This is a genomic window from Streptococcus mitis, assembly GCF_002096815.1.
GTDB classification, from domain to species: Bacteria; Bacillota; Bacilli; order Lactobacillales; family Streptococcaceae; genus Streptococcus; species Streptococcus mitis_AD.
This window is the reverse complement of record NZ_NCVJ01000017.1, coordinates 189,798-215,980: the sequence shown is the minus strand read 5'-3', so window position 1 is coordinate 215,980 and position 26,183 is coordinate 189,798. Positions and strand designations below refer to the sequence as shown.

23 protein-coding genes and 10 tRNA genes are annotated in these 26,183 nt (G+C 42.3%); 28 read left to right on the top strand and 5 right to left on the bottom strand.

Translation table 11 applies throughout. The features are described from left to right. Positions 1-68 precede the first annotated feature (68 nt). The 15 genes from B7696_RS03055 (at position 69) to B7696_RS02985 (ending at position 7,198) form a co-directional block, all read left to right on the top strand. Positions 69-142 (top strand) — tRNA-Ile (locus tag B7696_RS03055). Positions 143-150: 8 nt separating this feature from the next. Beyond that, a tRNA-Glu gene (locus B7696_RS03050) sits at positions 151-222 on the top strand. A 4-nt stretch (positions 223-226) separates the two neighbouring features. After that, positions 227-316 (top strand) — tRNA-Ser (locus B7696_RS03045). Positions 317-326: 10 nt separating this feature from the next. Continuing rightward, positions 327-400 (top strand) — tRNA-Met (locus B7696_RS03040). Positions 401-403: 3 nt separating this feature from the next. Next, a tRNA-Phe gene (locus B7696_RS03035) sits at positions 404-476 on the top strand. Between the two features lie 17 nt (positions 477-493). Next, positions 494-574, top strand: a tRNA-Tyr gene (locus B7696_RS03030). 11 nt (positions 575-585) lie between these two features. Further along, positions 586-656 (top strand) — tRNA-Trp (locus B7696_RS03025). Between the two features lie 14 nt (positions 657-670). After that, positions 671-743 (top strand) — tRNA-His (locus tag B7696_RS03020). A gap of 13 nt (positions 744-756) precedes the next feature. Further along, positions 757-828: transfer RNA gene (locus B7696_RS03015), tRNA-Gln, on the top strand. Positions 829-837: 9 nt separating this feature from the next. Beyond that, positions 838-921, top strand: a tRNA-Leu gene (locus B7696_RS03010). A gap of 106 nt (positions 922-1,027) precedes the next feature. Continuing rightward, positions 1,028-2,305 carry a glutamate-cysteine ligase family protein gene (locus B7696_RS03005; protein ID WP_084862044.1) on the top strand — a complete coding sequence of 426 codons (1,278 nt, stop codon included), beginning with the start codon at positions 1,028-1,030 and terminating at the stop codon, positions 2,303-2,305. 75 nt (positions 2,306-2,380) lie between these two features. Beyond that, a complete protein-coding gene (gene thrC / locus B7696_RS03000) occupies positions 2,381-3,865 on the top strand; it encodes a threonine synthase (RefSeq protein ID WP_084862042.1) in 1,485 nt (494 codons plus the stop codon). 60 nt (positions 3,866-3,925) lie between these two features. Continuing rightward, positions 3,926-5,206, top strand: coding sequence for an MATE family efflux transporter (locus B7696_RS02995; RefSeq protein ID WP_084862041.1), 1,281 nt, complete (start codon positions 3,926-3,928; stop codon positions 5,204-5,206). Between the two features lie 3 nt (positions 5,207-5,209). Continuing rightward, complete coding sequence (locus B7696_RS02990) at positions 5,210-5,833, top strand: HAD family hydrolase (RefSeq protein WP_084862039.1); 624 nt, start codon at positions 5,210-5,212, stop codon at positions 5,831-5,833. A gap of 162 nt (positions 5,834-5,995) precedes the next feature. Next, positions 5,996-7,198: a LysM peptidoglycan-binding domain-containing protein gene (locus tag B7696_RS02985; protein ID WP_084862037.1), complete on the top strand. Its 1,203-nt coding sequence runs from the start codon at positions 5,996-5,998 to the stop codon at positions 7,196-7,198. On the opposite strand, the gene B7696_RS10520 is transcribed toward B7696_RS02985, so the two are convergent. Further along, the gene (locus tag B7696_RS10520; RefSeq protein ID WP_142358822.1) at positions 7,184-7,423 is read right to left on the bottom strand and encodes a hypothetical protein; all 240 of its coding nucleotides are present in this window, start codon (positions 7,421-7,423) and stop codon (positions 7,184-7,186) included. The two genes, B7696_RS02985 and B7696_RS10520, sit on opposite strands and share 15 nt — an antisense overlap. 132 nt (positions 7,424-7,555) lie before the next feature. Between B7696_RS10520 and B7696_RS02975 the strand changes: the two genes are divergently transcribed. From B7696_RS02975 to pcp, 3 genes are all read left to right on the top strand, one after another. Beyond that, the gene (locus B7696_RS02975; RefSeq protein WP_192856273.1) at positions 7,556-7,981 is read left to right on the top strand and encodes a MarR family winged helix-turn-helix transcriptional regulator; all 426 of its coding nucleotides are present in this window, start codon (positions 7,556-7,558) and stop codon (positions 7,979-7,981) included. Between the two features lie 10 nt (positions 7,982-7,991). Beyond that, the gene (locus B7696_RS02970; RefSeq protein WP_084862035.1) at positions 7,992-8,354 is read left to right on the top strand and encodes a DUF1304 domain-containing protein; all 363 of its coding nucleotides are present in this window, start codon (positions 7,992-7,994) and stop codon (positions 8,352-8,354) included. Between the two features lie 112 nt (positions 8,355-8,466). Further along, positions 8,467-9,111: a pyroglutamyl-peptidase I gene (pcp, locus tag B7696_RS02965; protein WP_084862033.1), complete on the top strand. Its 645-nt coding sequence runs from the start codon at positions 8,467-8,469 to the stop codon at positions 9,109-9,111. A gap of 26 nt (positions 9,112-9,137) precedes the next feature. Here the strand turns inward: pcp and B7696_RS02960 are convergent, their stop codons facing one another. Next, positions 9,138-9,995: a DUF975 family protein gene (locus B7696_RS02960; RefSeq protein WP_084862031.1), complete on the bottom strand. Its 858-nt coding sequence runs from the start codon at positions 9,993-9,995 to the stop codon at positions 9,138-9,140. Positions 9,996-10,111: 116 nt separating this feature from the next. Here B7696_RS02960 and tgt point away from each other — a divergent pair, with 116 nt between their 5' ends. From tgt to pepC, 10 genes are all read left to right on the top strand, one after another. Continuing rightward, positions 10,112-11,254, top strand: coding sequence for a tRNA guanosine(34) transglycosylase Tgt (gene tgt, locus B7696_RS02955; RefSeq protein ID WP_001285237.1), 1,143 nt, complete (start codon positions 10,112-10,114; stop codon positions 11,252-11,254). 100 nt (positions 11,255-11,354) lie between these two features. Beyond that, positions 11,355-13,172, top strand: a complete 1,818-nt coding sequence (locus tag B7696_RS02950) for an acyltransferase family protein (protein ID WP_084862029.1) — start codon at positions 11,355-11,357, stop codon at positions 13,170-13,172. A gap of 151 nt (positions 13,173-13,323) precedes the next feature. Then, positions 13,324-14,475: an N-acetylglucosamine-6-phosphate deacetylase gene (gene nagA, locus B7696_RS02945; RefSeq protein ID WP_070480137.1), complete on the top strand. Its 1,152-nt coding sequence runs from the start codon at positions 13,324-13,326 to the stop codon at positions 14,473-14,475. 345 nt (positions 14,476-14,820) lie between these two features. Beyond that, a complete protein-coding gene (locus tag B7696_RS02940; protein ID WP_084862027.1) occupies positions 14,821-19,212 on the top strand; it encodes a PolC-type DNA polymerase III in 4,392 nt (1,463 codons plus the stop codon). Between the two features lie 18 nt (positions 19,213-19,230). Further along, a complete protein-coding gene (locus tag B7696_RS02935; RefSeq protein ID WP_031237287.1) occupies positions 19,231-19,383 on the top strand; it encodes a hypothetical protein in 153 nt (50 codons plus the stop codon). Positions 19,384-19,404: 21 nt separating this feature from the next. Next, positions 19,405-20,646 (top strand): aminopeptidase, encoded by a 1,242-nt coding sequence (locus tag B7696_RS02930; RefSeq protein WP_084862025.1) that lies wholly within the window; start codon positions 19,405-19,407, stop codon positions 20,644-20,646. A gap of 9 nt (positions 20,647-20,655) precedes the next feature. Continuing rightward, the gene (locus B7696_RS02925; RefSeq protein WP_000901572.1) at positions 20,656-20,886 is read left to right on the top strand and encodes a GlsB/YeaQ/YmgE family stress response membrane protein; all 231 of its coding nucleotides are present in this window, start codon (positions 20,656-20,658) and stop codon (positions 20,884-20,886) included. Positions 20,887-20,906: 20 nt separating this feature from the next. Then, positions 20,907-21,137, top strand: coding sequence for a hypothetical protein (locus tag B7696_RS10515; RefSeq protein ID WP_023947019.1), 231 nt, complete (start codon positions 20,907-20,909; stop codon positions 21,135-21,137). Between the two features lie 18 nt (positions 21,138-21,155). Next, positions 21,156-21,878, top strand: a complete 723-nt coding sequence (locus B7696_RS02915) for a pseudouridine synthase (protein ID WP_023947021.1) — start codon at positions 21,156-21,158, stop codon at positions 21,876-21,878. A gap of 111 nt (positions 21,879-21,989) precedes the next feature. Then, a complete protein-coding gene (pepC, locus tag B7696_RS02905; RefSeq protein ID WP_023947023.1) occupies positions 21,990-23,324 on the top strand; it encodes an aminopeptidase C in 1,335 nt (444 codons plus the stop codon). Positions 23,325-23,379: 55 nt separating this feature from the next. Here the strand turns inward: pepC and B7696_RS02900 are convergent, their stop codons facing one another. The 3 genes from B7696_RS02900 to B7696_RS02890 are packed head-to-tail and all read right to left on the bottom strand — an operon-like array spanning position 23,380 to position 26,133. Then, positions 23,380-24,291, bottom strand: coding sequence for a PTS system mannose/fructose/sorbose family transporter subunit IID (locus B7696_RS02900; RefSeq protein ID WP_000136864.1), 912 nt, complete (start codon positions 24,289-24,291; stop codon positions 23,380-23,382). Positions 24,292-24,314: 23 nt separating this feature from the next. Continuing rightward, positions 24,315-25,118 (bottom strand): PTS mannose/fructose/sorbose transporter subunit IIC, encoded by an 804-nt coding sequence (locus tag B7696_RS02895; RefSeq protein ID WP_049487299.1) that lies wholly within the window; start codon positions 25,116-25,118, stop codon positions 24,315-24,317. 25 nt (positions 25,119-25,143) lie between these two features. Beyond that, positions 25,144-26,133 carry a PTS sugar transporter subunit IIB gene (locus B7696_RS02890; RefSeq protein ID WP_004258131.1) on the bottom strand — a complete coding sequence of 330 codons (990 nt, stop codon included), beginning with the start codon at positions 26,131-26,133 and terminating at the stop codon, positions 25,144-25,146. Between the last annotated feature and the right edge of the window lie 50 nt (positions 26,134-26,183).

The following is a 26,183-nucleotide window of genomic DNA, read 5'->3' as shown; positions in this document are numbered from 1 at the left end:
TGTCGCGAGTTCGATTCTCGTCACCCGCTTTGAACTTTGTTCAAATTACATTACCAAGTTTTTAACTTGGGCGCGTAGCTCAGGTGGTTAGAGCGCACGCCTGATAAGCGTGAGGTCGGTGGTTCGAGTCCACTCGTGCCCATAGAGTTTGGTCCGTTGGTCAAGGGGTTAAGACACCGCCTTTTCACGGCGGTAACACGGGTTCGAATCCCGTACGGACTATTATGGAGGATTACCCAAGTCCGGCTGAAGGGAACGGTCTTGAAAACCGTCAGGCGTGTAAAAGCGTGCGTGGGTTCGAATCCCACATCCTCCTTTTGTATTAACGCGGGATGGAGCAGCTCGGTAGCTCGTCGGGCTCATAACCCGAAGGTCGTAGGTTCAAATCCTGCTCCCGCAATAAGGCTCGGTAGCTCAGTTGGTAGAGCAATGGATTGAAGCTCCATGTGTCGGCGGTTCGATTCCGTCTCGCGCCATATTTTATTTATAACTTGGAAGGGTAGCGAAGAGGCTAAACGCGGCGGACTGTAAATCCGCTCCTTCGGGTTCGGGGGTTCGAATCCCTCCCCTTCCATTACTTTAGTTACGGGCATAGTTTAAAGGTAGAACTAAGGTCTCCAAAACCTTCAGTGTGGGTTCAATTCCTACTGCCCGTGTTAATATGATTATGGCGGGTGTGGTGAAGTGGTTAACACACCAGATTGTGGCTCTGGCATGCGTGGGTTCGATCCCCATCACTCGCCTATTTTATATTATTGGGGTATAGCCAAGCGGTAAGGCAAGGGACTTTGACTCCCTCATGCGTTGGTTCGAATCCAGCTACCCCAGTTACTATTTGCCGGCGTGGCGGAATTGGCAGACGCGCTGGACTCAAAATCCAGTGTCCGCAAGGACGTGCCGGTTCGACCCCGGCCGCCGGTATAGTATAGAGCTAGGAACGTAGTTAATCTTCGTTCCTTTTTTGTATTATTTTTGGTATAATAGTAGTTATTCAAATTTCATTTAGATTAAGAAAGAGTAGGATAGTATGTCTCGTTCTATCGATTTATTAAAACATCGGTATTTGAAAAATATTAAAGAAAATCCTGAATTATTTATTGGGGTTGAGCTGGAATATCCTGTTGCAAATTTAGAGGGGCTTGCTACAAATGTTGATGTTATAAAGGAACTGTTTAATTATTTAGTTTCTGCTTTAGATTTTATTGTAGAGAAGGTAGATGATTTTGGAAATCCTATCCAGTTAGTGGATCCGATAAGTCAGGATGCTATTTTATTTGAAGTTTCTTATACAACGATTGAGTTTGCATTTGGTAAGGCTGAAACGATTCAAGAGGTCGAAAATCGTTTCAATAATTATATGAATGTAATTCAGAGAAAATTAGACGAATCTAATCATGCTATTGTTGGCTGTGGCATTCATCCCAACTGGGATAAAAATGAGAATTGTCCAGTGGCTTATCCACGCTACCAGATGTTGATGGATTATTTGAATTTGAATACAAATATTACTCAATCAGATCTACATCATTTCCCTGAATATGGTGCTTTTATCTGTGGGAGTCAGGTTCAGTTGGATATTTCAAAATCCAACTACTTACGGGTTATTAATGCTTTTACTCAAATTGAAGCGGCTAAGGCTTACTTGTTTGCAAACTCTGAGTTTTCGGGAGCAGATTGGGACACGAAAATTTCAAGGGATATTTTCTGGGAAGAATCCATGCATGGTATCTATACAGAGAATGTTGGGGTTAATGCTAGACTCTTTAATGATGAAGCTGATTTTTTTGACTATCTAAATCATTCTGCAATTTTTACTGCAGAACGTGATGGGCAAACATATTATTTTTATCCGATTCAGGCAAGAGATTATTTGGCTATGCCTGAAATCCAGACATTTGCTTTGAATGGGGATGAGGTTATTATTTACCCTCAAGAGAAGGATTTTGAAACTCATCGCAGTTATCAGTACCAAGACTTAACGACTCGCGGAACAATTGAGTTTCGTAGTGTGTGTACACAGCCACTTGATAGGACTTTTGCTTCTGCAGCTTTTCACTTGGGATTATTAGTTAATTTAGAGAAACTTGAATCTTACTTAGAAATCGCACCTTTCTTTAAAGCATTTGGGAGAAATTATAAGTCTTTAAGGCGGCAATTTTCTAAGAAAAAGCTAACAGATGAGGAGAAAACTGCGATTATAGAGTTTTCAAAAGACTTACTCTTGCTAGCTGAGGAAGGCCTGAAGATGAGAAATAAACAAGAAATGATTTATTTAGAGCCTTTGAAGAAAGAATTGGGACTATAATTTCTCTTATAAAGGGAGAATTTTCTGAAAAATCATGATATAATGGAAGAGACTATAGATAAAGGATAGAGAGTAATGACATTAGTTTATCAATCAACGCGTGATGCCAACAATACAGTAACTGCTAGCCAAGCAATTTTACAAGGTTTGGCAACGGATGGTGGTTTGTTTACACCAGTTACTTATCCAAAGGTAGATTTGGATTTTGAAAAATTGAAAGATGCTTCTTACCAAGAAGTTGCTAAGTTAGTTTTGTCAGCCTTTTTAGATGATTTTACGGCTGAGGAGTTGGACTACTGTATCAACAATGCCTACGATAGCAAGTTTGATACTCCAGCTATCGCGCCTTTGGTGAAATTAGACGGGCAATACAACTTGGAACTGTTCCATGGTTCTACGATTGCCTTTAAGGATATGGCCTTGTCTATCTTGCCATACTTTATGACGACTGCTGCTAAAAAGCATGGTTTGGAGAACAAGATTGTCATTTTGACAGCGACATCTGGTGATACTGGGAAAGCTGCTATGGCGGGATTTGCGGATGTGCCTGGTACAGAGATTATCGTCTTTTATCCAAAGGATGGTGTCAGCAAGGTGCAAGAGTTGCAAATGACCACTCAGACTGGCGACAATACTCATGTTATCGCCATTGACGGTAACTTTGACGATGCGCAAACAAACGTTAAGCATATGTTCAATGATGTGGCTCTTCATGAAAAATTGGCGGCCAACAAGTTGCAATTTTCATCTGCAAACTCTATGAATATCGGTCGTTTGGTGCCACAGATTGTTTATTATGTTTATGCCTATGCTCAGTTGGTTAAGTCTGGTGAGATTGTGGCTGGTGATAAGGTCAACTTCACAGTACCAACTGGAAACTTTGGAAATATCTTGGCTGCCTTTTATGCTAAGCAAATTGGTCTACCAGTTGGCAAATTAATCTGTGCTTCAAATGACAACAATGTTTTGACAGACTTCTTCAAGACACGTGTTTACGACAAGAAGCGTGAGTTTAAGGTAACAACTAGTCCATCTATGGATATTTTGGTATCTTCAAACTTGGAGCGCTTGATTTTCCATCTTTTGGGTAATGATGCGGTTAAAACAGCTGAACTCATGAATGCTTTGAATACACAAGGTCAATATGAGTTGACTAATTTTGATGCAGAGATTCTTGATCTCTTTGTGGCTGAATATGCTACTGAGGAAGAAACAGCGGCAGAAATCAAGCGTGTTTATGAGTCAGACTCTTATATTGAGGATCCTCATACAGCAGTTGCCTCGGCAGTTTATAAGAAATACCAAGTGGCTACTGGCGATGCGACTAAGACAGTGATCGCTTCAACAGCGAGTCCATACAAGTTCCCAGTGGTTGCAGTAGAAGCTGTAACTGGAAAATCAGGGCTTGGCGACTTTGAAGCCTTGGCTCAATTACATGATATTTCAGGAGTGGCAGTGCCGCCAGCAGTTGACGGTCTTGAAACAGCTCCTGTTCGTCATAAGACAACTGTTACAGCAACAGACATGCAAGTAGCGGTTGAGGCTTATCTAGGACTTTAAGACAGAGGGAGTAAACTCGGTTGGGAAACCAACTGAGTTTCTTTTCATCAGGAGGAGAGATTGTTTAAGAAAAATAAAGACATTCTTAATATTGCCTTACCAGCTATGGGTGAAAACTTTTTGCAGATGCTCATGGGAATGGTGGACAGTTATTTAGTTGCTCATTTAGGATTGATAGCTATTTCAGGTGTTTCAGTGGCTGGTAATATTATTACTATTTATCAGGCGATTTTCATTGCTCTGGGGGCAGCTATTTCTAGTGTTATTTCAAAGAGTTTGGGGCAGAAGGATCAGTCTAAGCTAACCTATCATGTGACTGAGGCATTGAAGATTACTTTACTATTAAGTTTCCTTTTAGGAGCTTTGTCTATCTTCGCTGGACAAGAGATGATAGGACTTTTGGGGACTGAACAGGCTGTGGCCGAGAGTGGTGGACTCTACTTATCTTTGGTAGGCGGATCGATTGTTCTCTTGGGCTTGATGACGAGTTTGGGAGCCTTGATTCGTGTAACGCATAATCCGCGTCTACCCCTCTATGTGAGTCTCTTATCTAATGCCTTGAATATTCTTTTTTCAAGTCTAGCTATTTTTGTCCTTGATATGGGCATAGCGGGTGTTGCTTGGGGGACTATCTTGTCTCGATTAGTCGGTCTTGTGATTTTGTGGTCACAATTAAAACTGCCTTATACGAAACCAACTTTTGGTTTAGATAAGGACCTGTTGACCTTGGCTTTACCAGCAGCTGGAGAGCGACTTATGATGCGGGCTGGAGATGTCGTTATCATTGCCTTGGTCGTTTCTTTTGGGACGGAGGCAGTGGCTGGAAATGCGGTCGGAGAAGTCTTGACCCAGTTTAACTACATGCCTGCCTTTGGCGTTGCTACGGCAACGGTTATGTTGGTGGCCCGAGCAGTTGGAGAGGCTAATTGGGAAAGAGTAGCTAGTTTGAGCAAGCAAACCTTTTGCCTTTCTCTGTTTCTCATGTTGCCCTTGACCTTTAGTATCTATGCCTTAGGAATACCACTGACTCATCTCTATACGACTGATCCTCTAGCGGTTGAGGCTAGTGTTCTAGTGACACTTTTTTCACTACTTGGTACTCCCATGGCGACAGGGACAGTTATTTATACGGCAGTTTGGCAGGGTTTGGGGAATGCTCGGCTTCCATTTTATGCGACAAGTATTGGAATGTGGTGTATCCGCATTGGAACAGGATATCTGATGGGGATTGTGCTTGGTTGGGGTTTGTCTGGTATTTGGGCAGGGACTCTCTTGGATAATGGTTTTCGCTGGTTATTTCTACGCTACCGTTACCAGCGTTATATGAGCTTGAAAGGATAGGAAATGCAAAAAACAGCTTTTATTTGGGATTTAGACGGGACTTTATTGGACTCTTACGAAGCGATTTTATCAGGGATTGAGGAGACTTTTGGTCAGTTTTCTATTCCTTATGATAAGGAGAAAGTGAGAGAGTTTATCCTTAAGTGTTCTGTGCAGGATTTGCTTGTGCAGGTGGCTGAAGAGCGAAAGCTAGATGTGGAAGTACTAAATCAGGTGCGTGCCCAGAGTCTGGCTGAGAAGAATGCTCAGGTAGTTTTAATGCCAGGTGCGCGTGAAGTGTTAGCTTGGGCAAAAGAAACAGAGATTCAGCAGTTTGTCTATACTCATAAGGGGGACAATGCTTTTGCCATTCTAAGAGACTTGGGGTTGAAATCCTATTTTACAGAGATTCTAACCAGTCAGAGTGGCTTTGCGCGGAAGCCAAGTCCAGAAGCGGCTACCTATCTGTTAGACACGTATCAGTTGGATCCTGAGAAAACCTATTATATAGGAGACCGGACTCTGGATGTGGAATTCGCCCAGAATAGTGGGATTCAAAGTATCAATTTTTTAGAGTCGTCTTATGAAGGCAATCACAAGATTCAAGCGTTAGCAGATATTTCCCGTTTTTTTAAGGCTGAGCGATAAAAAGATTGTGTCAGTTTTGTGACAGAGACCTAACAAACTATTTCAAGTAATCGAGTTTGTTACAAGGAATAGACAGTTCTGTTAAATAGGCCCGCGAGGGCTTTTTTTCTGCATTTTTTGTGTTATCATAGACAGGTACTCATTTGAAAGGAATTTGAAAGAATGAAGAAAAGAATATTATTAGCATCAACAGTAGCCTTGTCATTTGCCCCAGTATTGGCAACTCAAGCAGAAGAAGTTCTTTGGACTGCACGTAGTGTTGAGCAAATCCAAAACGATTTGACTAAAACGGACAACAAAACAAGTTATACTGTTCAGTATGGTGATACCTTGAGCACTATTGCAGAAGCCTTGGGTGTAGATGTCACAGTTCTTGCGAATTTGAATAAAATCACGAATATGGACTTGATTTTCCCAGAAACTGTTTTGACAACGACCGTCAATGAAGCAGAAGAAGTAACGGAAGTTGAAATCCAAACACCTCAAGCAGATTCTAGTGAAGAAGTGACAACTGCGACAGCAGATTTGACAACCAATCAAGTGACCGTTGATGATCAAACTGTTCAAGTTGCAGATCTTTCTCAACCAATTGCAGAAGCTCCAAAAGCGGTAGAAACTCCAAGCGCAAAAGAAGTAGCATCAAATTCAGAAGTTGCAGAGACAGTGACTGCTGCAGAAGAAGTGGCATCTTCTACAGGAACTTCTGCTTCAGAGGAGCAAACAGCCGAGACAAGCAATGCAGTTGCAGAGGCAGCTCCTCAGGCAACGACTCCAGCTGAGAAAGAGGAAACACAAGCCAGCTCTCAAGCTGCTTCAACAGTGGAAGAAACTAGAACTCCAGTAGAAGAAAAAGCAACCGAAACAACTGCAACCAGTTCAGAAGAAGCAAAAGAAGCCTCATCAAATGAAGCTACAACAGCAGTTTCTACTTATCAACCAGAAGAGACGAAAACAACTTCAGCAACTTACGCAGCTCCAGCTGCGCCCGATTATGCTGGACTGGCAGCAGCGAAATCTGAAAATGCTGGCCTTAAACCACAAACAGCTGCCTTTAAAGAAGAAATTGCCAACTTGTTTGGTATTACATCCTTTAGTGGTTACCGTCCAGGCGACAGTGGAGATCACGGAAAAGGTTTGGCTATCGACTTTATGGTACCAGAAGGCTCAGAACTAGGGGATAAGATTGCGGAATACGCTATTCAAAATATGGCCAGCCGTGGCATTAGTTACATCATTTGGAAACAACGTTTCTATGCTCCATTCGATAGCAAATATGGACCAGCTAATACTTGGAATCCAATGCCAGACCGTGGTAGTGTGACAGAAAACCATTATGACCACGTTCACGTTTCAATGAATGGATAAACCATACTTTGTAATATCATTTTGACGAATGAGATCTAGCTTTCGTGATAGAAAGCGATTCTCGTTCGTTTTTTCTTTATCATACTCTTCAAAAATTTCTTCAAACCACGTTAGTTTCGCCTTGCCGTAGGTATGGTTACTGACTTCGTCAGTCTTATCTACAACCTCAAAGCAGTGCTTTAAGCAACCTACGGCTAGCTTCCTAGTTTGCTCTTTGATTTTCATTGAGTATCAATATGAATGGAAAATGGAAGTTAGCATTTTGTAATGATTGAAGCAACATTCTTGCAATCTATTTTAATTTATATTATACTTGATTAGTCAATTATTGATAAATCAATCGAAAAGAGAAAAGAAATGATAGAGATTCAAGATCTGCTTTATCAACTCCGCTTGTCTGAGCAAGCGAGTACGCAATTGTTTGAAAAAAGACTTGGGATTAGTTTAACACGGTATCAGATTTTATTATTTTTGCTGGAGAATTCTCCCTGTAACCAAATGGCGGTTCAGGAGCGTTTGAAAATTGATCAGGCTGCTTTGACACGGCATTTCAAGATTCTGGAAAAGGAAGGTTTGGTGGAGCGCCATCGCAATCCTGAAAATCAGCGAGAAGTGTTGGTAGAGGCTACGAAGTATGCCAAGGAGCAGTTAGTGGTGAATCCCCCTCTGCAACATATCAAGGTTAAGGAAGAGATGGAAAGTATCTTAACAGAGTCTGAAAGAACAGAACTCAGCCGTTTATTAAATAAATTGGTTTTGGGTATTGAAAATATAGAAATTTAAGGAGAAATAGATGTCAATTATTACAATCATTTTAGCAACGATTATTGCTTTGGAGCATTTTTACATTTTTTATTTGGAAAGTATTGCAACGCAATCAGATGCGACTAGTCGTGTCTTTAACATGGACAAGGAAGAATTGGCTCGTCCGTCAGTAAGTTCATTGTTTAAAAATCAAGGGATTTATAACGGTCTGCTAGGAGTCTTTCTCTTGTATGGGATTTATTTCTCACAGAATTTAGAAATTGTGACTATTTTTGTCTTATTTGTGATTGGAGCTGCGGCTTATGGCTCTTTAACAGCAGATAAGAAAATTATTTTGAAGCAAGGTGGACCAGCTATTTTGGCCTTGATTAGCATTTTCCTCTTTAAATAAATTTTAATGCCGGTCTGATCCTCTCTAGTCCTTTTCACTCCAGAATAAGGGAAATATGTTATACTTGTTTTTAAGAAAAAAGTCTCATTGGATTTGTTTTGAGGAGTTAGAAATGAAAGTATTAGTGACAGGTTTTGAGCCCTTTGGAGGGGAAAAGGTCAATCCAGCCTTGGAGGCTATTAAAGGTTTACCAGCTAAAATCCATGGTGCTGAGGTCCGTTGGCTAGAAGTGCCGACAGTCTTTCACAAATCGGCCCAAGTATTGGAAGAAGAAATGAACCGTTATCAACCTGACTTTATCCTGTGTATTGGCCAAGCAGGTGGAAGGTCTAGCTTGACACCTGAGCGAGTAGCCATTAATCAAGACGATGCACGCATTCCTGATAACGAAGGTAATCAGCCGATTGATCTTCCCATTCGAGTGGATGGTGCATCGGCCTACTTTAGTAGTTTGCCTATTAAAGCGATGGTTCAAGCTATAAAAAAAGAGGGCTTACCGGCCTCTGTTTCCAATACTGCAGGGACTTTTGTCTGCAATCATTTGATGTATCAGGCCCTCTATTTGGTAGAAAAGAAATTTCCACATGTTAAGGCAGGTTTTATGCACATTCCTTATATGATGGAACAGGTGGTGAATCGACCGACAACTCCAGCTATGAGTTTAGTGGATATTCGGCGAGGGATAGAAGTGGCAATCCGCGCTATTATCGAATATGGGGATCAGGATCTCAAGTTGGTAGGCGGAGAAACTCATTGATAGAAAAAAGCTTGAGGGAACAACCTTCAAGCTTTTGGACGTTTTCGAGCCAATACTGCTCGGTAAAAAATCATTTTATTAATTTGAATGTAGGGTAGGAGTGAGAAACTAGCAATTCCAAAGGTAATCCAATTGAGGAAATACCAAGGAAGGAGTTGTAAGTCTAGGATAAAACGCTGAAACTTGTAACCTTTCATCAGGAAACGGCTAGTTTTAAGGATTTGTCCTGGTTTGGCTTGTCCCAAGTCTAGTGTGTCACAGAGGAGAAATTCTACCTGCGAATAGGCATAGTATTGTGGGATATAGAGACTATTTCCTACAATCATTAAGAAGATACTTGCTAGGAAGTAAAAACCAAAGGTCATGAGGAAACGCTCAGTTTCAACTGACGTGAGATCCAGATTGGGAAATTCAGGATGAAGGGCAACGAATTTCTTTGCTAAAAAGCTACTGTAAAAGAGGAAGTAAATCCCAAGTAAGCTAGGAATGCTCCATAAGAAGAGATAGAAACGTTTGAGAAGGAGAGTCAAAAAAGTTTGTGAAAAGTGCTCTTCATTAAAGAGAGTGAGACTATTTTTGACGGATAGTTCTGTATCGGGATTCTTGATGAGTTTCAGCGTTGTATAGACGGAACTGGTTAGAAGTATTGTTCCAATAAAGGAGACTAATAGTGGAAAAAGGTAGGCTTGGAATACATGACTAAGTACGCTTAAAAAGGGTTGTTCTAAAACACTCTCGTTGATGCGCTCTAAGGGATTGAGGAAGACAGACAAAATGACCAGCATGCTAGGTAAGAGATAGACGAGAAAGAGGCGGGGATTTTCAGCCTGAAATTGTCTGGCCTGCAGACGAATGGTTTTTAAATCAATTTTTGGGTATTTCATTCTCTCATTATACCATAGTTCGTGACAGTTCCAACTTTTTTTGATAAAATCATACAGTATGCCCTTGGGCACAAAGTATGAACTGGGACTGTCTTTCCCAGCTTCGGAGGTAGAAAATGTCAGATTCACCAATCAAATATCGTTTGATTAAGAAAGAAAAACACACAGGAGCTCGTCTGGGAGAAATCATCACTCCCCACGGTACCTTCCCAACACCTATGTTTATGCCAGTTGGGACACAAGCCACTGTCAAAACTCAGTCGCCTGAAGAATTGAAGGAGATGGGTTCGGGAATTATCCTATCCAATACCTATCATCTCTGGCTTCGTCCTGGAGATGAACTCATTGCTCGCGCAGGCGGTCTCCACAAGTTTATGAATTGGGACCAGCCTATCTTGACAGATAGTGGTGGTTTTCAGGTTTATTCCTTAGCAGATAGCCGTAATATCACAGAAGAAGGAGTAACCTTTAAAAACCATCTCAATGGTTCTAAGATGTTCCTATCGCCAGAAAAAGCTATCTCTATTCAGAATAATTTGGGCTCAGACATCATGATGTCCTTTGACGAATGTCCTCAGTTTTATCAACCTTACGACTACGTTAAGAAATCAATCGAGCGTACCAGCCGTTGGGCTGAGCGTGGTTTGAAGGCTCACCGTCGTCCACATGACCAAGGTTTGTTTGGAATTGTGCAGGGGGCTGGATTTGAAGACCTGCGTCGCCAATCGGCTCATGACCTTGTCAGTATGGATTTCCCAGGCTACTCTATCGGTGGCTTAGCAGTGGGAGAAACCCACGAAGAGATGAATGCGGTCTTGGACTTTACAACACAACTGCTGCCTGAAAATAAACCTCGTTATCTGATGGGTGTGGGAGCGCCAGATAGCTTGATTGATGGGGTGATTCGTGGGGTGGATATGTTTGACTGTGTCTTGCCGACTCGAATCGCTCGTAATGGGACTTGTATGACCAGTCAAGGTCGTTTGGTTGTCAAAAATGCCCAGTTTGCTGAGGACTTTACGCCACTGGATCCTGAGTGTGATTGCTACACATGTAAGAACTATACACGCGCTTACCTTCGTCACCTGCTCAAGGCCGATGAAACCTTTGGTATCCGCTTGACTAGTTACCATAACCTTTACTTCTTGCTTAACCTGATGAAGCAAGTGCGACAAGCCATCATGGATGACAATCTCTTGGAATTCCGTGAGTATTTTGTGGAAAAATATGGCTATAATAAATCAGGCCGTAATTTCTAAAATGGAAGTGATATAAGCTAAAAATCCTAAGTTTTCTCTTGGGATTTTTCTTCTTTTTTTGATAGAATAAAGTGTATAATGAAAGGGAGAATAAACTCGTATGCGCATTAAATGGTTTTCCTTGATTAGGATTACAGGTTTACTTTTGGTACTCTTGTATCATTTCTTTCAGACCATCTTTCCTGGAGGATTTTTCGGGGTAGATGTCTTCTTTACATTTTCAGGTTTCCTGATTACAGCTCTACTTATCGAAGAATTTTCTAAAAATCATGAAATTGATTTGGTTGGATTTTTTAGGAGACGCTTTTATCGTATCGTGCCACCTGTGGTTTTGATGGTCTTGGTAACCATGCCCTTTACTTTTCTAGTTCGGCAAGATTATGTGGCTGGAATTGGGGGTCAGATTGCGGGTGTCTTAGGCTTCATGACCAACTTCTATGAACTGCTAACAGGTGGGAGTTATGAATCTCAGTTCATTCCTCATTTATTTGTTCATAATTGGAGTTTGGCTGTTGAGGTGCACTACTATATCCTCTGGGGATTGGCAGTTTGGTTCTTATCTAAACAGTCGAAATCAAATGGTCAGTTGAGAGGGATGGTCTTTCTTTTATCTGCTGCTGCCTTCTTGATTAGTTTCTTCTCAATGTTTATTGGTAGTTTTCTAGTAACCTCTTATTCATCTGTTTATTTCTCCAGTTTAACTCATGTCTATCCATTCTTTTTGGGAAGTGTGTTAGCAACTATCGTAGGCGTTCGTCAGACGACTTCTCTCGTCAAGCAGTTGGATAAAATCTGGGATTTACGCAAGACCCTGTTGGTTTTTGCAGGAGGTTTTGGCTTCTTACTCATTTTGACCTTCTTTGTCAAATTTACCTATCTCTTTGCCTATCTTATGGGCTTCTTGCTTGCCAGTCTTGCAGCCCTTGCTATGATTCTGGCAGCGCGTGTCTTACATGAAAAGACTCCTAATATGCAGGAGCCAAAGATGATCAGTTTTTTAGCGGATACTAGCTATGCGGTTTATCTTTTCCATTGGCCTTTCTATATCATTTTCTCGCAGTTGACATCAAATCTTCTTGCTGTCTTACTGACTTTGATTTTTTCTTATGGATTTGCCAGCCTGTCATTTTATGTGTTGGAACCTTGGATTGCAGGAAAGAACACACCTATTATACAAACCCTTCGTCCCTTGCCTCATATTCACACAATCCTTGCAGCAAGTACAGGTATCTTGACTTTCATTGTCTTCTTAGTGACCTTGTTGGCACCACAAGTGGGAGCGTTTGAGATAGACTTAACTGTCAATGGTTTGAAGCAAGCCGCGACAAATATTGGACAGACCAAGGTGATGGCAGAACGGGCAGAAGCTGATAGTTTAGGAATTGCTGATGGCACTATGTTAATTGGTGACTCGGTGGCCTTGAGGGCAAATACAGCCCTACAGACAGCTCTTCCTGGAGCACAGATTAATGCGCAGGTTAGCAGAACAACCAAGACTGCCAATGAAATCATGCTAAACAATAGCCAGAATAAATTTTTACCAAAGATGGTTGTCATTGCAACAGGGGTAAATAATCCTGAAAATTACAAGGAAGACTGGGATAGTATCGTGAAAAATCTTCCTAAGGGACACCATATGGTTTTGGTGACTCCTTATGAGGGAGATAAGACAAAAGAGACCTATGGCATCGTTGAGAAGGCTGCTGCCTATATGAGAGAACTGGCAGAGAAGACTCCTTACATCACGATAGCAGATTGGAATCAAGTTGCGAAAGAGCATCCAGAAATTTGGACTGGAACAGACCAAGTCCATTTTGGAAGTGACAACAGTAAAATTGAAGCAGGAGCAAAATTGTATGCAGATACGATTGCTACAGCCTTGCAAACAGCTCAAGACAAGCCAGTCAAATCAAAATAACTTGTATTTAAAAGAGAAGAGTTGGAGAAATCCAGCTCTTTTAAAATATCTCTAGAAAATAGGTCTATACCATTTACAAATAAAAAAGAAAGGTTTATAATGTAATTGACATAATAAATTATAGAATCAATCTTTTAAGGAGGTTAACATTATGCCTAACTATATTAAAGCGGATCAATTTTTCTACCCACACGGAGTTCGTCGCGGTGGTTACTTGGAACTTGTGGACGGCAAGTTTGGAAAACATGTCGAGCAGATTCCTGAAGGCTCTGAGGTGATTGACTATACAGGTTATAGCATTGCTCCAGGACTTGTCGATACCCATATTCATGGATTTGGCGGTGTGGATGTTATGGATAATAATATCGAAGGAACCCTTCATACCATGAGTGAAGGACTCCTCAGCATGGGGGTAACGAGCTTCTTGCCAACCACTTTGACATCATCTTATGAGCAATTGCTCGCGGTAACTGAAAATATTGGTGCTCGTTACCAGGAAGCAAGTGGAGCCAAGATTCGTGGAATTTATTTTGAAGGGCCTTATTTCACAGAGAAATACAAGGGGGCTCAAAACCCTGCCTACATGAAAGATCCTCGCATGGATGAGTTTCGTGCTTGGCAAAAAGCAGCTAATGGCTTGCTTAATAAAATTGCTCTTGCGCCAGAGCGTGAAGGTGTAGAAGACTTTGTACGGACTATCACTGGAGAAGGTGTGACGGTTGCTCTTGGGCACTCAAACGCGACTTTTGATGAAGCTAAAAAAGCAGTCGATGCTGGAGCGAGTGTTTGGGTACACGCCTACAATGGAATGCGTGGCTTGACTCACCGCGAACTGGGTATGGTTGGAGCCATGTACCAATTGCCACATACCTATGCAGAGTTGATCTGTGACGGCCATCACGTAGATCCAAAAGCCTGCGAAATTCTTATCAAACAAAAAGGAACTGAAAATATTGCCCTTATCACAGACTGTATGACAGCGGGTGGATTGGAAGACGGCGACTACATGTTGGGAGAATTCCCAGTTGTCGTTGCCAATGGAACTGCTCGTCTCAAATCGACAGGTAACTTGGCAGGTTCTATTCTCAAACTCAAAGACGGTTTGAAAAATGTTGTCGACTGGAACATTGCCTCTCCACACGAAGCAGTTATGATGGCCAGCTTCAACCCAGCAAAATCTGTTCACATTGATGATGTTTGTGGACAAATCCGTGAAGGCTATGACGCGGACTTTATCGTACTAGATAAAGATTTAGAATTGGTAGCAACCTACCTAGATGGCGTGAAACGTTATCAAGCATAAGAGAGAAGGCAGGAGTTAAAGACTGATTTCTTTTCAGGTTTTATAAAGAATCAATTGCACCCCAAAAGTTAGATTTTTTCCGACTAACTTTCGGGGTGTTTTCGTTGTGTGTAAAACAGAACTAAATCTCTAGATAAACTATTCATCTAACTTTTTTTGGGAGTACTGTTATGAAAATTTTTTAATTTCCTTAAACTCATTCTTTTTCTATAGGTAAATCTCCTTAAATGAGTAGTAAAAGTACAAATAAGAAAATTTTTTGTTGTCTTGAAGTGGCTTCCTTTTGTCTTTAGAAAATACCTCTAAATATGGTAAAATAGTAGGAGAATAATGTGAGGAAAATGAATGTCAAACAGTTTTGAAATTTTGATGAATCAACTGGGGATGCCTGCTGAAATGAGACAGGCTCCTGCTTTATCACAGGCTGATATTGAGCGAGTTGTAGTTCATAAAATTAGTAAGGTATGGGAGTTTCATTTCGTATTTTCTAATATTTTACCGATTGAAATCTTTTTAGAATTAAAGAAAGGTTTGAGCGAAGAATTTTCTAAGACAGGCAATAAAGCTGTTTTCGAAATCAAGGCTCTGTCTCAAGAATTTTCAAATCAACTCTTGCAGTCCTACTATAGGGAGGCTTTCTCTGAAGGGCCATGTGCTAGTCAAGGTTTTAAGTCCCTTTATCAAAATTTGCAAGTTCGTGCGGAGGGCAACCAACTCTTTATTGAAGGCTCCGAGGCGATTGATAAGGAACACTTTAAGAAGAATCATCTTCCTAATTTAGCCAAACAACTTGAAAAGTTTGGTTTTCCAACTTTTAACTGTCAGGTGGAGAAGAATGATGTCCTGACTCAAGAGCAGGAAGAGGCCTTTCATGCTGAAAATGAGCAGATTGTGCAAGCCGCCAATGAAGAAGCGCTTCGTGCTATGGAGCAACTAGAACAGATGGCACCTCCTCCAGCGGAAGAGAAACCAGCCTTTGATTTTCAAGCGAAAAAAGCTGCAGCTAAACCCAAGCTGGATAAGGCAGAGATTACTCCTATGATCGAAGTGACAACGGAGGAAAATCGTCTGGTCTTTGAAGGGGTTGTTTTTGATGTAGAGCAAAAAGTGACCAGAACAGGGCGTGTTTTGATCAACTTTAAAATGACTGACTACACTTCAAGTTTTTCGATGCAAAAGTGGGTTAAGAACGAGGAAGAGGCTCAGAAGTTTGATCTAATTAAGAAAAATTCTTGGCTCCGAGTGCGTGGGAATGTGGAGATGAATAACTTCACACGCGATTTGACTATGAACGTACAGGATGTGCAGGAAGTTGTTCACTATGAGCGGAAGGATTTGATGCCAGAAGGTGAGCGTCGGGTTGAGTTTCATGCTCATACTAATATGTCGACCATGGATGCACTACCCGAGGTAGAAGAGATCGTTGCGACAGCTGCTAAGTGGGGACACAAGGCGGTTGCCATCACGGACCATGGGAATGTCCAGTCCTTCCCACACGGCTATAAGGCGGCTAAGAAAGCGGGAATCCAGCTGATCTATGGTATGGAAGCCAATATCGTGGAGGACCGTGTTCCTATCGTCTATAACGAAGTAGAGATGGACTTGTCAGAAGCGACCTATGTGGTCTTTGACGTGGAAACAACGGGACTTTCAGCTATTTATAATGACTTGATTCAGGTTGCGGCCTCTAAGATGTACAAGGGGAATGTTATTGCCGAATTTGATGAATTTATCAATCCTGGTCATCCCTTGTCAGCTTTTACTACTGAGTTGACTGGAATTACAGATGACCATGTCAAAAATGCCAAACCACTAGAACAAGTTTTGCAAGAATTCCAAGAATTCTGCAAGGATACAGTCTTAGTTGCCCATAATGCTACCTTTGACGTTGGCTTTATGAATGCCAATTATGAGCGTCATGGTTTGCCTAAGATTAGTCAACCAGTGATTGATACGCTTGAGTTTGCTAGAAACCTGTATCCTGAGTATAAACGTCATGGTTTGGGGCCTTTGACTAAGCGTTTTGGTGTGGCCTTAGAGCATCACCACATGGCCAACTACGATGCGGAAGCTACAGGTCGCCTGCTTTTCATCTTTATCAAAGAAGTAGCAGAAAAACATGGTGTGACCGATCTAGCTAGACTTAACATTGATTTGATTAGTCCAGATTCTTATAAAAAAGCTCGGATCAAGCATGCGACTATTTATGTCAAGAATCAAGTAGGACTAAAAAATATCTTTAAGCTGGTTTCTTTATCCAATACCAAGTACTTTGAAGGGGTGCCACGAATTCCGAGAACAGTTCTAGATTCTCATCGGGAAGGTTTGATTTTAGGTTCAGCTTGCTCTGAAGGTGAAGTTTTTGATGCAGTCGTTTCCCAAGGTGTGGATGCGGCGGTTGAGGTGGCCAAGTATTATGACTTTATTGAGATCATGCCACCAGCTATCTATGCGCCATTGATCGCCAAGGAGCAGGTCAAGGATATGGAAGAACTACAGACCATTATCAAAAGTTTGATAGAGGTCGGCGACCGTCTTGGCAAGCCCGTTTTGGCTACGGGAAATGTCCACTATATCGAACCAGAAGAAGAGATTTACCGTGAAATTATCGTCCGTAGTTTGGGACAGGGGGCGATGATTAACCGAACTATTGGTCATGGCGAACATGCCCAACCCGCTCCTCTTCCAAAAGCTCATTTTAGAACGACTAATGAAATGTTGGATGAATTTGCATTCTTGGGAGAGGAATTAGCTCGCAAATTGGTTATTGAAAACACCAATGCCTTGGCAGAAATCTTTGAACCCGTTGAGGTTGTTAAGGGTGACTTGTATACGCCTTTCATTGACAAGGCTGAAGAAACAGTTGCCGAGTTGACCTATAAGAAGGCCTTTGAGATTTATGGTAATCCGCTGCCAGATATCGTTGATTTGCGGATTGAAAAAGAACTAACCTCTATTCTGGGGAATGGATTTGCCGTGATTTATCTGGCTTCCCAGATGCTGGTGCAACGTTCCAATGAACGGGGCTACTTGGTTGGTTCTCGTGGGTCTGTTGGGTCCAGTTTTGTTGCGACCATGATTGGGATTACGGAGGTTAATCCTCTCTCTCCTCACTATGTCTGTGGTCAGTGTCAGTACAGTGAGTTTATCACAGATGGTTCGTACGGTTCAGGATTTGATATGCCCAATAAGGACTGTCCTAAATGTGGTCATAAACTCAGCAAAAATGGGCAGGATATTCCGTTCGAGACCTTCCTTGGATTTGATGGGGACAAGGTTCCCGATATTGATTTGAACTTCTCGGGAGAAGACCAGCCTAGTGCTCACTTGGATGTGCGTGATATCTTTGGTGAGGAATATGCCTTCCGTGCAGGAACGGTTGGTACGGTGGCTGCCAAGACTGCCTATGGTTTTGTCAAGGGCTATGAGAGAGATTATGGCAAGTTTTATCGTGATGCAGAGGTGGAACGTCTTGCCCAAGGTGCTGCCGGTGTCAAGCGGACAACAGGACAACACCCTGGGGGAATCGTTGTTATTCCTAACTACATGGATGTCTATGATTTTACGCCTGTCCAGTATCCAGCAGATGACGTGACAGCTGAATGGCAGACCACTCACTTTAACTTCCATGATATCGACGAGAACGTCCTCAAACTCGATGTACTGGGACATGATGATCCGACCATGATTCGGAAACTTCAGGACTTGTCTGGGATTGATCCTAATGAAATCCCTATGGATGACGAAGGCGTGATGGCCCTCTTTTCTGGGACTGATGTGCTAGGTGTGACTCCTGAACAAATCGGAACGCCGACGGGCATGCTGGGGATTCCTGAGTTTGGGACCAACTTTGTCCGAGGGATGGTCGATGAAACCCATCCGACGACTTTTGCAGAATTGCTTCAGTTGTCAGGGTTGTCTCACGGTACCGACGTTTGGCTGGGCAATGCCCAAGATTTGATTAAGCAAGGAATAGCGGACCTATCGACTGTTATCGGTTGTCGGGACGACATCATGGTTTACCTCATGCATGCTGGTCTCGAACCTAAGATGGCCTTTACCATCATGGAACGGGTACGTAAGGGATTGTGGCTCAAGATTTCCGAAGAGGAACGCAATGGCTACATTGAAGCCATGAAGGCTAATAAGGTGCCAGAGTGGTATATCGAGTCCTGTGGGAAAATTAAGTATATGTTCCCTAAGGCCCATGCGGCAGCCTACGTTATGATGGCCTTGCGTGTAGCTTACTTCAAGGTTCATCATCCCATTTATTATTACTGTGCTTACTTCTCAATCCGTGCTAAGGCTTTTGATATCAAGACCATGGGTGCGGGTTTGGATGCCATCAAACGCAGAATGGAAGAAATCTCTGAAAAACGGAAGAACAATGAGGCCTCTAATGTGGAGATTGACCTCTATACAACTCTTGAGATTGTCAATGAAATGTGGGAACGTGGTTTCAAGTTTGGGAAGTTAGACCTCTACCGTAGTGATTCGACTGAATTCATCATTGACGGAGATACACTGATTCCACCATTTGTAGCAATGGATGGTCTGGGAGAGAACGTTGCTAAGCAGTTGGTGCGAGCGCGTGAAGAGGGAGAATTCCTCTCTAAAACAGAACTACGCAAGCGTGGTGGACTCTCATCAACCTTGGTTGAAAAAATGGATGAAATGGGAATTCTGGGCAATATGCCAGAGGATAATCAGTTGAGTTTGTTTGATGAGTTGTTTTAAGGTCTTGGAGGAAAAAAGATGAAACTAAGAATTTTTGCGGAAGATAAGCCGGCTGAGAAAGTATTTGAATATCAATTAGAAATTGCTGATCAGACAATTCTTCTATCAACAGCACTCTTGTCAGGTTCCATTGCTTTAGCAGGATTATTCTCTGCTTTGAAAGAAAAATAAAAATAGAAAAGAGAAAACAACATGGTTTTACCAAATTTTAAAGAAAATCTAGAAAAATATGCGAAATTGTTGGTTGCGAACGGAATCAACGTGCAACCTGGTCACACTTTGGCTCTCTCTATCGATGTGGAGCAACGTGAGTTGGCTCACTTAATTGTCAAAGAAGCTTATGCTTTGGGTGCGCATGAGGTTATCGTTCAATGGACAGATGATGTCATTAACCGTGAGAAATTCCTCCATGCGCCAATGGAGCGTCTGGACAATGTGCCAGAATACAAGATTGCTGAGATGAACTATCTCTTGGAAAACAAGGCTAGCCGTCTTGGAGTTCGCTCATCTGATCCAGGTGCCTTGAACGGAGTGGATGCTAACAAGCTATCAGCTTCTGCTAAAGCTATGGGACTTGCTATGAAGCCAATGCGTATCGCAACTCAATCCAACAAGGTTAGTTGGACTGTAGCAGCCGCTGCTGGACTCGAGTGGGCTAAGAAAGTCTTTCCAAATGCTGCGAGCGATGAAGAAGCAGTCGATCTCCTTTGGGATCAAATCTTCAAAACTTGCCGAGTCTATGAAGAAGATCCTGTTAAGGCTTGGGAAGAGCATGCAGCTATTCTCAAGAGTAAGGCCGATATGCTCAATAAAGAACAATTTTCAGCCCTTCACTACTCAGCGCCAGGAACCGATTTGATCCTTGGCTTGCCGAAGAACCATGTTTGGGAATCAGCTGGTGCTATCAATGCACAGGGCGAAGGATTCTTGCCAAATATGCCGACAGAGGAAGTTTTCACAGCGCCTGACTTCCGTCGCGCAGATGGTTATGTCACTTCTACAAAACCGCTTAGCTATAACGGAAATATCATTGAAGGTATTAAGGTGACCTTTAAGGATGGACAAATCGTAGATATCACTGCTGAGAAGGGTGATCAAGTTATGAAAGATCTTGTATTTGAAAATGCGGGTGCGCGTGCCTTGGGTGAATGTGCCTTGGTACCGGATCCAAGCCCAATTTCTCAGTCAGGAATTACCTTCTTCAACACCCTCTTCGATGAGAATGCTTCAAATCACTTGGCTATTGGTGCAGCCTATGCGACTAGCGTCGTTGGTGGAGCAGAGATGAGTGAAGAAGAGCTTGAAGCTGCGGGACTTAACCTTTCAGATGTTCACGTAGACTTTATGATTGGTTCTAACCAAATGGATATCGATGGTATCCGTGAGGATGGGACACGTGTACCACTCTTCCGTAACGGAGATTGGGCAAATTAAGGAGATAATATGTTAGGAAGTATGTTCGTTGGTCTCCTAGTGGGATTTTTAGCAGGTACTCTAACCAATCGTGGAGAGCGAATGGGATGCTTTGGAAAAATGTTTCTCGGATGGATTGGTGCCTTTATAGGCCATTTGCTTTTTGGGACTTGGGGACCGATAATAGCAGGAACTGCCATTATTCCGGCAGTACTAGGTTCCATGATTGTCTTAGCGATTTTCTGGAGACGAGGAAGTTAATTTCCTAAATCTGATACTCAATGAAAATCAAAGAGCAAACTAGGAAACTAGCCGCAGGTTGCTCAAAGCACTGCTTTGAGGTTGCAGATAGAACTGACGAAGCCAGCTCAAAACACTGTTTTGAGGTTGCAGATAGAACTGACGAAGTCAGTAACCATACATACGGCAAGGCGACGTTGACGCGGTTTGAAGAGATTTTTGAAGAGTATGAAACGAAAAGGAGGTTGGTCATTGTACCAGCCTCCTTTTGAGTGTGATATAATAGTTCTATGAGATTAGATAAATTTTTAGTTGCCTGCGCTGTGGGGAGCCGGACAGAGGTCAAAAACTTGCTCAAGGCTGGGCGCGTGACGGTAAATGGTAAAAAAGAAAAGTCGGCTAAATTGCAGATTGATGAAGAAAGAGATGAGATTCGCTTTGATGGGCAAGTGTTGGAGTATGAAGAGTTTGTCTACTACATGATGAACAAGCCCCAAGGAGTTATCTCAGCGACTGAGGATCCCAAACATAGAACCGTTCTGGACTTGCTAGATGATATTGCTCGGAGCAAGGAAGTTTTCCCAGTAGGACGCTTGGATATTGACACGCATGGTCTTTTACTCTTGACCAATGATGGTCAGCTGGCTCATGCTCTTCTTTCGCCCAAGCGTCATGTGTACAAGACTTATCTGGCTCAGGTCAAGGGAATGATGACCCAAGAAGATGTGGAGACATTTGCCAAGGGAATTCCTCTTAAGGATTTTACCTGTCAGCCCGCTAAACTGGAGCTTGTGTCCATAGATACAGAAAAAAATCAAAGCCAAATCCGTGTGACCATTGCAGAAGGGAAGTTTCATCAGGTCAAGCGTATGGTGGGCTACTGTGGCAAGGAAGTAGTAGACTTGCAACGCTTGACTATGGGAACTCTAGTATTGGATGAGAACTTGCAGCGAGGAGAATGGCGTCGCTTGACCAAGGAAGAATTAGAGGTTCTCCTTGCAAGTATTGCTTAGTTTGGTTTGTTTTCGAAAAAGGTGAGGGAGAATGTCCTTGCCTTTTATGTTTTTCAGTTGCTTCCTTTGTGAAAAGAGTTATAATAGACTGTAGAATAAAAGGAGGAATCTATGAACGCGATTCAAGAATCATTTACTGATAAACTATTTGCCAATTATGAAGCAAATGTAAAATACCAAGCGATTGAAAATGCTGCCAGCCACAACGGAATTTTTGCAGCCCTAGAACGTCGCCAAAGCCATGTAGACAACACCCCTGTTTTCTCATTGGATTTGACCAAGGACAAGGTTACTAACCAGAAAGCATCTGGTCGTTGCTGGATGTTTGCAGCTCTCAACACCTTCCGCCACAAACTCATTTCACAATATAAATTGGAAAATTTTGAGTTGTCACAGGCCCACACCTTCTTCTGGGACAAGTATGAGAAATCCAACTGGTTCTTGGAGCAAGTCATTGCGACTGCAGACCAAGATTTGACGAGCCGTAAGGTTAAATTCCTACTCCAAACTCCACAACAAGATGGCGGTCAATGGGATATGGTCGTTTCTCTCTTTGAGAAATATGGTGTCGTTCCTAAGTCTGTTTATCCAGAGTCAGTTTCATCTAGCAGCAGTCGTGAGCTAAATGCCATTCTCAACAAATTGCTTCGTCAAGATGCTCAAATCTTGCGTGACTTGCTTGCTTCTGGCGCAGACCAAGCGACTGTTCAAGCTAAGAAAGAAGATCTTTTGCAAGAAATCTTTAACTTTCTTGCTATGTCTTTAGGACTTCCACCACGTAAATTTGACTTTGCTTATCGTGATAAGGATAACAACTACCAAAGCGAAAAGGGCATCACACCACAAGAGTTTTACAAGAAATATGTCAATCTTCCTCTAGAAGACTATGTTTCTGTTATCAATGCTCCAACTGCTGACAAGCCTTACGGCCAATCTTACACAGTTGAGATGTTGGGAAATGTGGTTGGCAGCCGTGCAGTTCGCTACATCAACGTACCGATGGAGCGCTTGAAAGAATTGGCGATTGCTCAAATGCAAGCAGGTGAGACTGTTTGGTTTGGTTCAGATGTCGGTCAGCTCAGCAACCGTAAAGCTGGAATCCTTGCGACAGATGTTTATGACTTTGAATCAAGCATGGACATTAAACTCACTCAAGACAAGGCTGGACGTTTGGACTACAGCGAAAGCTTGATGACCCACGCTATGGTCTTGACAGGTGTTGATTTGGATGAAAATGGCAAATCAACCAAGTGGAAGGTTGAAAACTCATGGGGAGACAAGGTTGGTACCGATGGTTACTTTGTTGCCTCAGACGCTTGGATGGACGAATACACATACCAAATCGTTGTCCGTAAGGAATTGCTGACAGCAGAAGAACAAGCTGCCTATGAAGCAGAACCAATTGTACTCGCACCTTGGGATCCAATGGGAGCCTTGGCCGAATAAAAGTATAGAAAAAAGGAATCAGATTTTAGAACCTGATTCCTTTTAAGTTGCTTGATTACATGATGTGAAGAACATGTGCCACAATACCCACTGCGAAGAGTGCAAGGATAATAGTGATTGGAGATACTTTTTTCTTAAGCAAGTACATGCAAAGGAGAGTAAGGAGTAGTCCTGATAGTCCAGGGATCAACATATCCAAGTTTTGTTGGAAAGTAGTAACTTTTTCAGGTGTTTGAGACAATCCTTGTCCTACTTGTGCGAATGCTTCTTGGATACCTTTAGATCCTTCTGGCAATTTATCCCAATGGATATAAGCTTTTTCATCTAGTTGAACTTTGGCAACATCGAAAGCAAATTTAATATTTACCCAACGTTGAACAAGGACAGCAAGAATGAACATACCAAGGATAGAAGCTCCTTTAGTGATGTCTTGAAGGATACCGCCAGACATATCTTTAGTGATTTCTGATCCAGCCTTGTATCCAATCTCTTGTGTATACCACAAGAATGACATACGAATCAAGTTCCAAAGAACGAAGAAGAGGATTGGACCTAAGATATTACCAGTAAGGGCAAGTGAAGCACCGAGTGATCCAAGGATTGGGCGTACTGTAAACCAGAATACTGGGTCACCGATACCAGCAAGAGGTCCCATCATACCGATTTTAACCCCTTGGATAGCAGCGTCATCAATTTCAACACCGTTAGCACGTTCTTCTTCAAGTGCAAGAGTAACCCCCATGATTGGAGCGGCTACGTATGGGTGAGTGTTGAAGAACTCAAGATGGCGTTCAAGAGCAGCGATTTGATCTTCTTTTTTAGTGTAGAGTTTTTTAAGAGCTGGAATTAATGAGTAAGCCCAACCCAAGTTTTGCATACGTTCATAGTTCCAAGAACCTTGTAAGAAAGTTGAACGCCACCAAACTTTTTTACGATCTGATTTAGTTAATTGAAGTTTTTCAGTCATGATGTTTTCAGTCCTTTCTTATCTTAGTAGTCTTCTAGGATATCGCCGATTGGGTCGTTAGAAGTTGCGGCTCCACCGCCACCGTTTCCACCAGTTTTAGAAAGGTGAAGGTAGATAAGAGCGATAGCAACACCGATAGCACCAAATCCGATTAGAGTAATATCTGACACGGCAGCAAGCACGAAACCGATAGCGAAGAATGGCCATACTTCACGAGTTGCCATCATGTTGATAACCATAGCGTAACCAACGGCAACGACCATACCACCACCGATAGCCATACCATCTTTGAGCCAATCAGGCATAGCATTTAGAATGCTTTGTACTGTTTCAGTTGGTACCATTAGAAGGAGTGCTGCAGGGACTGCAATACGAAGACCTTGAAGAAGAAGTGCGATAAAGTGAGCACGCTCAACTGCTTTGAAGTCACCTTTTTTAGCAGAAGCATCAGCAGTGTGAACCAATCCGACAGAGAGTGTACGGACAATCATAGTCAAGAATAGACCAGCAACTGCAAGAGGGATAGCAACCGCTTGGGCAACACCGATACCTGTCTTAGTAAAGTCGCCACCAAGAACCATGATAATGGCAGCAGCAACAGAAGCAAGAGCAGCGTCAGGAGCTACGGCAGCTCCGATGTTAGCCCAACCAAGGGCGATCATTTGAAGAGAACCACCAAGGATAATCCCTGCTTCAAGGTTACCAGTAACAAGACCGATAAGGGTACAAGCTACGATTGGTTGATGGAATTGGAACTGGTCGAGGATACCTTCAAGACCTGCTAGGAAGGCTACAACGACTACTAAAACCATAGAAATAATAGACATCTTTAAAATCCTTTCATAAAATCGATTATTGCACGTTTGCTTTGTTGATCAAGTCAAACAAATCTTTTTTGGTGTCGTTTGGTACTTTACGTACATCAAATTCAACACCAAGGTCACGCATTTTTTCAAATGTAGCAACGTCTTCTTTATCCATAGACAAAACGTTGTTAACCATTGTTTTACCAGTTGAGTGAGCCATTGATCCAACATTAAGAGTTTTGATTGGCACGCCACCTTCGATAGCACGAAGGGCATCTTGAGGTGTTTCAAACAAGATAAGGGCATGTGTTCCTCCGAAGCGAGGATCTTTTGCAACGTCGATTAGTTTTTGGATAGGAACAACATTTGCTTTCACTTTACCTGGAGCTGCTTGTTTAATCAATTCTTTACGTAATTCGTCTTTAGCTACGTTATCTGAAGCAACGATGATACGATCTGCTTTTGAATCTGGAGTCCAAGCAGTTGCAACTTGACCGTGAAGTAAACGAGTGTCTAGACGGGCAAGGTTGATTTTGAGTTTACCGTCTCCGATGACAGTTCCTTCTGGAATAGCAGCTTGGGCAACTGGAGCAGCTGCAGCGCTTGCTACTTCCTCAACTGGGTTTAGCTCTTCTGGAAGAGCTTTGATGCCATCTTTGGCTTCTTTAATGATATTAGCAGCGACTTTTTCTACACCTGCAGCAGCGTCCATGAGGCGCTCTGTGTAGGCTTGAATTAACATCGGTAAGTTAAGTCCTGTGATGATGGCAAACTTACGCTCAGGATTTTCTCCCATCACGCGGCTAGCTTGGTTAAATGGAGATCCACTCCAAAGGTCAGCCAAAACTAGAACCTCATCTTCTGCGTCAAATGCAGCAACAGCGTTATTAAACTTAGCGTATAAATCATCAGGACCTTCATTTGGCATAAAGGTTACAACTTGAACCTTTTCTTGTTCACCAAAGATCATAGATCCTGACTGATGAATACCCGCAGCAAATTCGCCGTGGCTCGCAATAATGATTCCGATACTCATTATTGTCATTCCTCCTTTTTTGTTTTAGTTTTCGTTTAAGAAAACTTTAA

What these genes read in the sequence shown, in the direction of transcription:
- B7696_RS03005 (WP_084862044.1), top strand. Translation starts at nt 1,028, where the DNA reads ATGTCTCGTTCTATCGATTTATTAAAACATCGGTATTTGAAAAATATT.
- thrC (WP_084862042.1), top strand. Translation starts at nt 2,381, where the DNA reads ATGACATTAGTTTATCAATCAACGCGTGATGCCAACAATACAGTAACT.
- B7696_RS02990 (WP_084862039.1), top strand. Translation starts at nt 5,210, where the DNA reads ATGCAAAAAACAGCTTTTATTTGGGATTTAGACGGGACTTTATTGGAC.
- B7696_RS02985 (WP_084862037.1), top strand. Translation starts at nt 5,996, where the DNA reads ATGAAGAAAAGAATATTATTAGCATCAACAGTAGCCTTGTCATTTGCC.
- B7696_RS10520 (WP_142358822.1), bottom strand. Translation starts at nt 7,423, where the DNA reads ATGAAAATCAAAGAGCAAACTAGGAAGCTAGCCGTAGGTTGCTTAAAG.
- B7696_RS02975 (WP_192856273.1), top strand. Translation starts at nt 7,556, where the DNA reads ATGATAGAGATTCAAGATCTGCTTTATCAACTCCGCTTGTCTGAGCAA.
- B7696_RS02970 (WP_084862035.1), top strand. Translation starts at nt 7,992, where the DNA reads ATGTCAATTATTACAATCATTTTAGCAACGATTATTGCTTTGGAGCAT.
- pcp (WP_084862033.1), top strand. Translation starts at nt 8,467, where the DNA reads ATGAAAGTATTAGTGACAGGTTTTGAGCCCTTTGGAGGGGAAAAGGTC.
- B7696_RS02960 (WP_084862031.1), bottom strand. Translation starts at nt 9,995, where the DNA reads ATGAAATACCCAAAAATTGATTTAAAAACCATTCGTCTGCAGGCCAGA.
- tgt (WP_001285237.1), top strand. Translation starts at nt 10,112, where the DNA reads ATGTCAGATTCACCAATCAAATATCGTTTGATTAAGAAAGAAAAACAC.
- B7696_RS02950 (WP_084862029.1), top strand. Translation starts at nt 11,355, where the DNA reads ATGCGCATTAAATGGTTTTCCTTGATTAGGATTACAGGTTTACTTTTG.
- nagA (WP_070480137.1), top strand. Translation starts at nt 13,324, where the DNA reads ATGCCTAACTATATTAAAGCGGATCAATTTTTCTACCCACACGGAGTT.
- B7696_RS02940 (WP_084862027.1), top strand. Translation starts at nt 14,821, where the DNA reads ATGTCAAACAGTTTTGAAATTTTGATGAATCAACTGGGGATGCCTGCT.
- B7696_RS02935 (WP_031237287.1), top strand. Translation starts at nt 19,231, where the DNA reads ATGAAACTAAGAATTTTTGCGGAAGATAAGCCGGCTGAGAAAGTATTT.
- B7696_RS02930 (WP_084862025.1), top strand. Translation starts at nt 19,405, where the DNA reads ATGGTTTTACCAAATTTTAAAGAAAATCTAGAAAAATATGCGAAATTG.
- B7696_RS02925 (WP_000901572.1), top strand. Translation starts at nt 20,656, where the DNA reads ATGTTAGGAAGTATGTTCGTTGGTCTCCTAGTGGGATTTTTAGCAGGT.
- B7696_RS10515 (WP_023947019.1), top strand. Translation starts at nt 20,907, where the DNA reads ATGAAAATCAAAGAGCAAACTAGGAAACTAGCCGCAGGTTGCTCAAAG.
- B7696_RS02915 (WP_023947021.1), top strand. Translation starts at nt 21,156, where the DNA reads ATGAGATTAGATAAATTTTTAGTTGCCTGCGCTGTGGGGAGCCGGACA.
- pepC (WP_023947023.1), top strand. Translation starts at nt 21,990, where the DNA reads ATGAACGCGATTCAAGAATCATTTACTGATAAACTATTTGCCAATTAT.
- B7696_RS02900 (WP_000136864.1), bottom strand. Translation starts at nt 24,291, where the DNA reads ATGACTGAAAAACTTCAATTAACTAAATCAGATCGTAAAAAAGTTTGG.
- B7696_RS02895 (WP_049487299.1), bottom strand. Translation starts at nt 25,118, where the DNA reads ATGTCTATTATTTCTATGGTTTTAGTAGTCGTTGTAGCCTTCCTAGCA.
- B7696_RS02890 (WP_004258131.1), bottom strand. Translation starts at nt 26,133, where the DNA reads ATGAGTATCGGAATCATTATTGCGAGCCACGGCGAATTTGCTGCGGGT.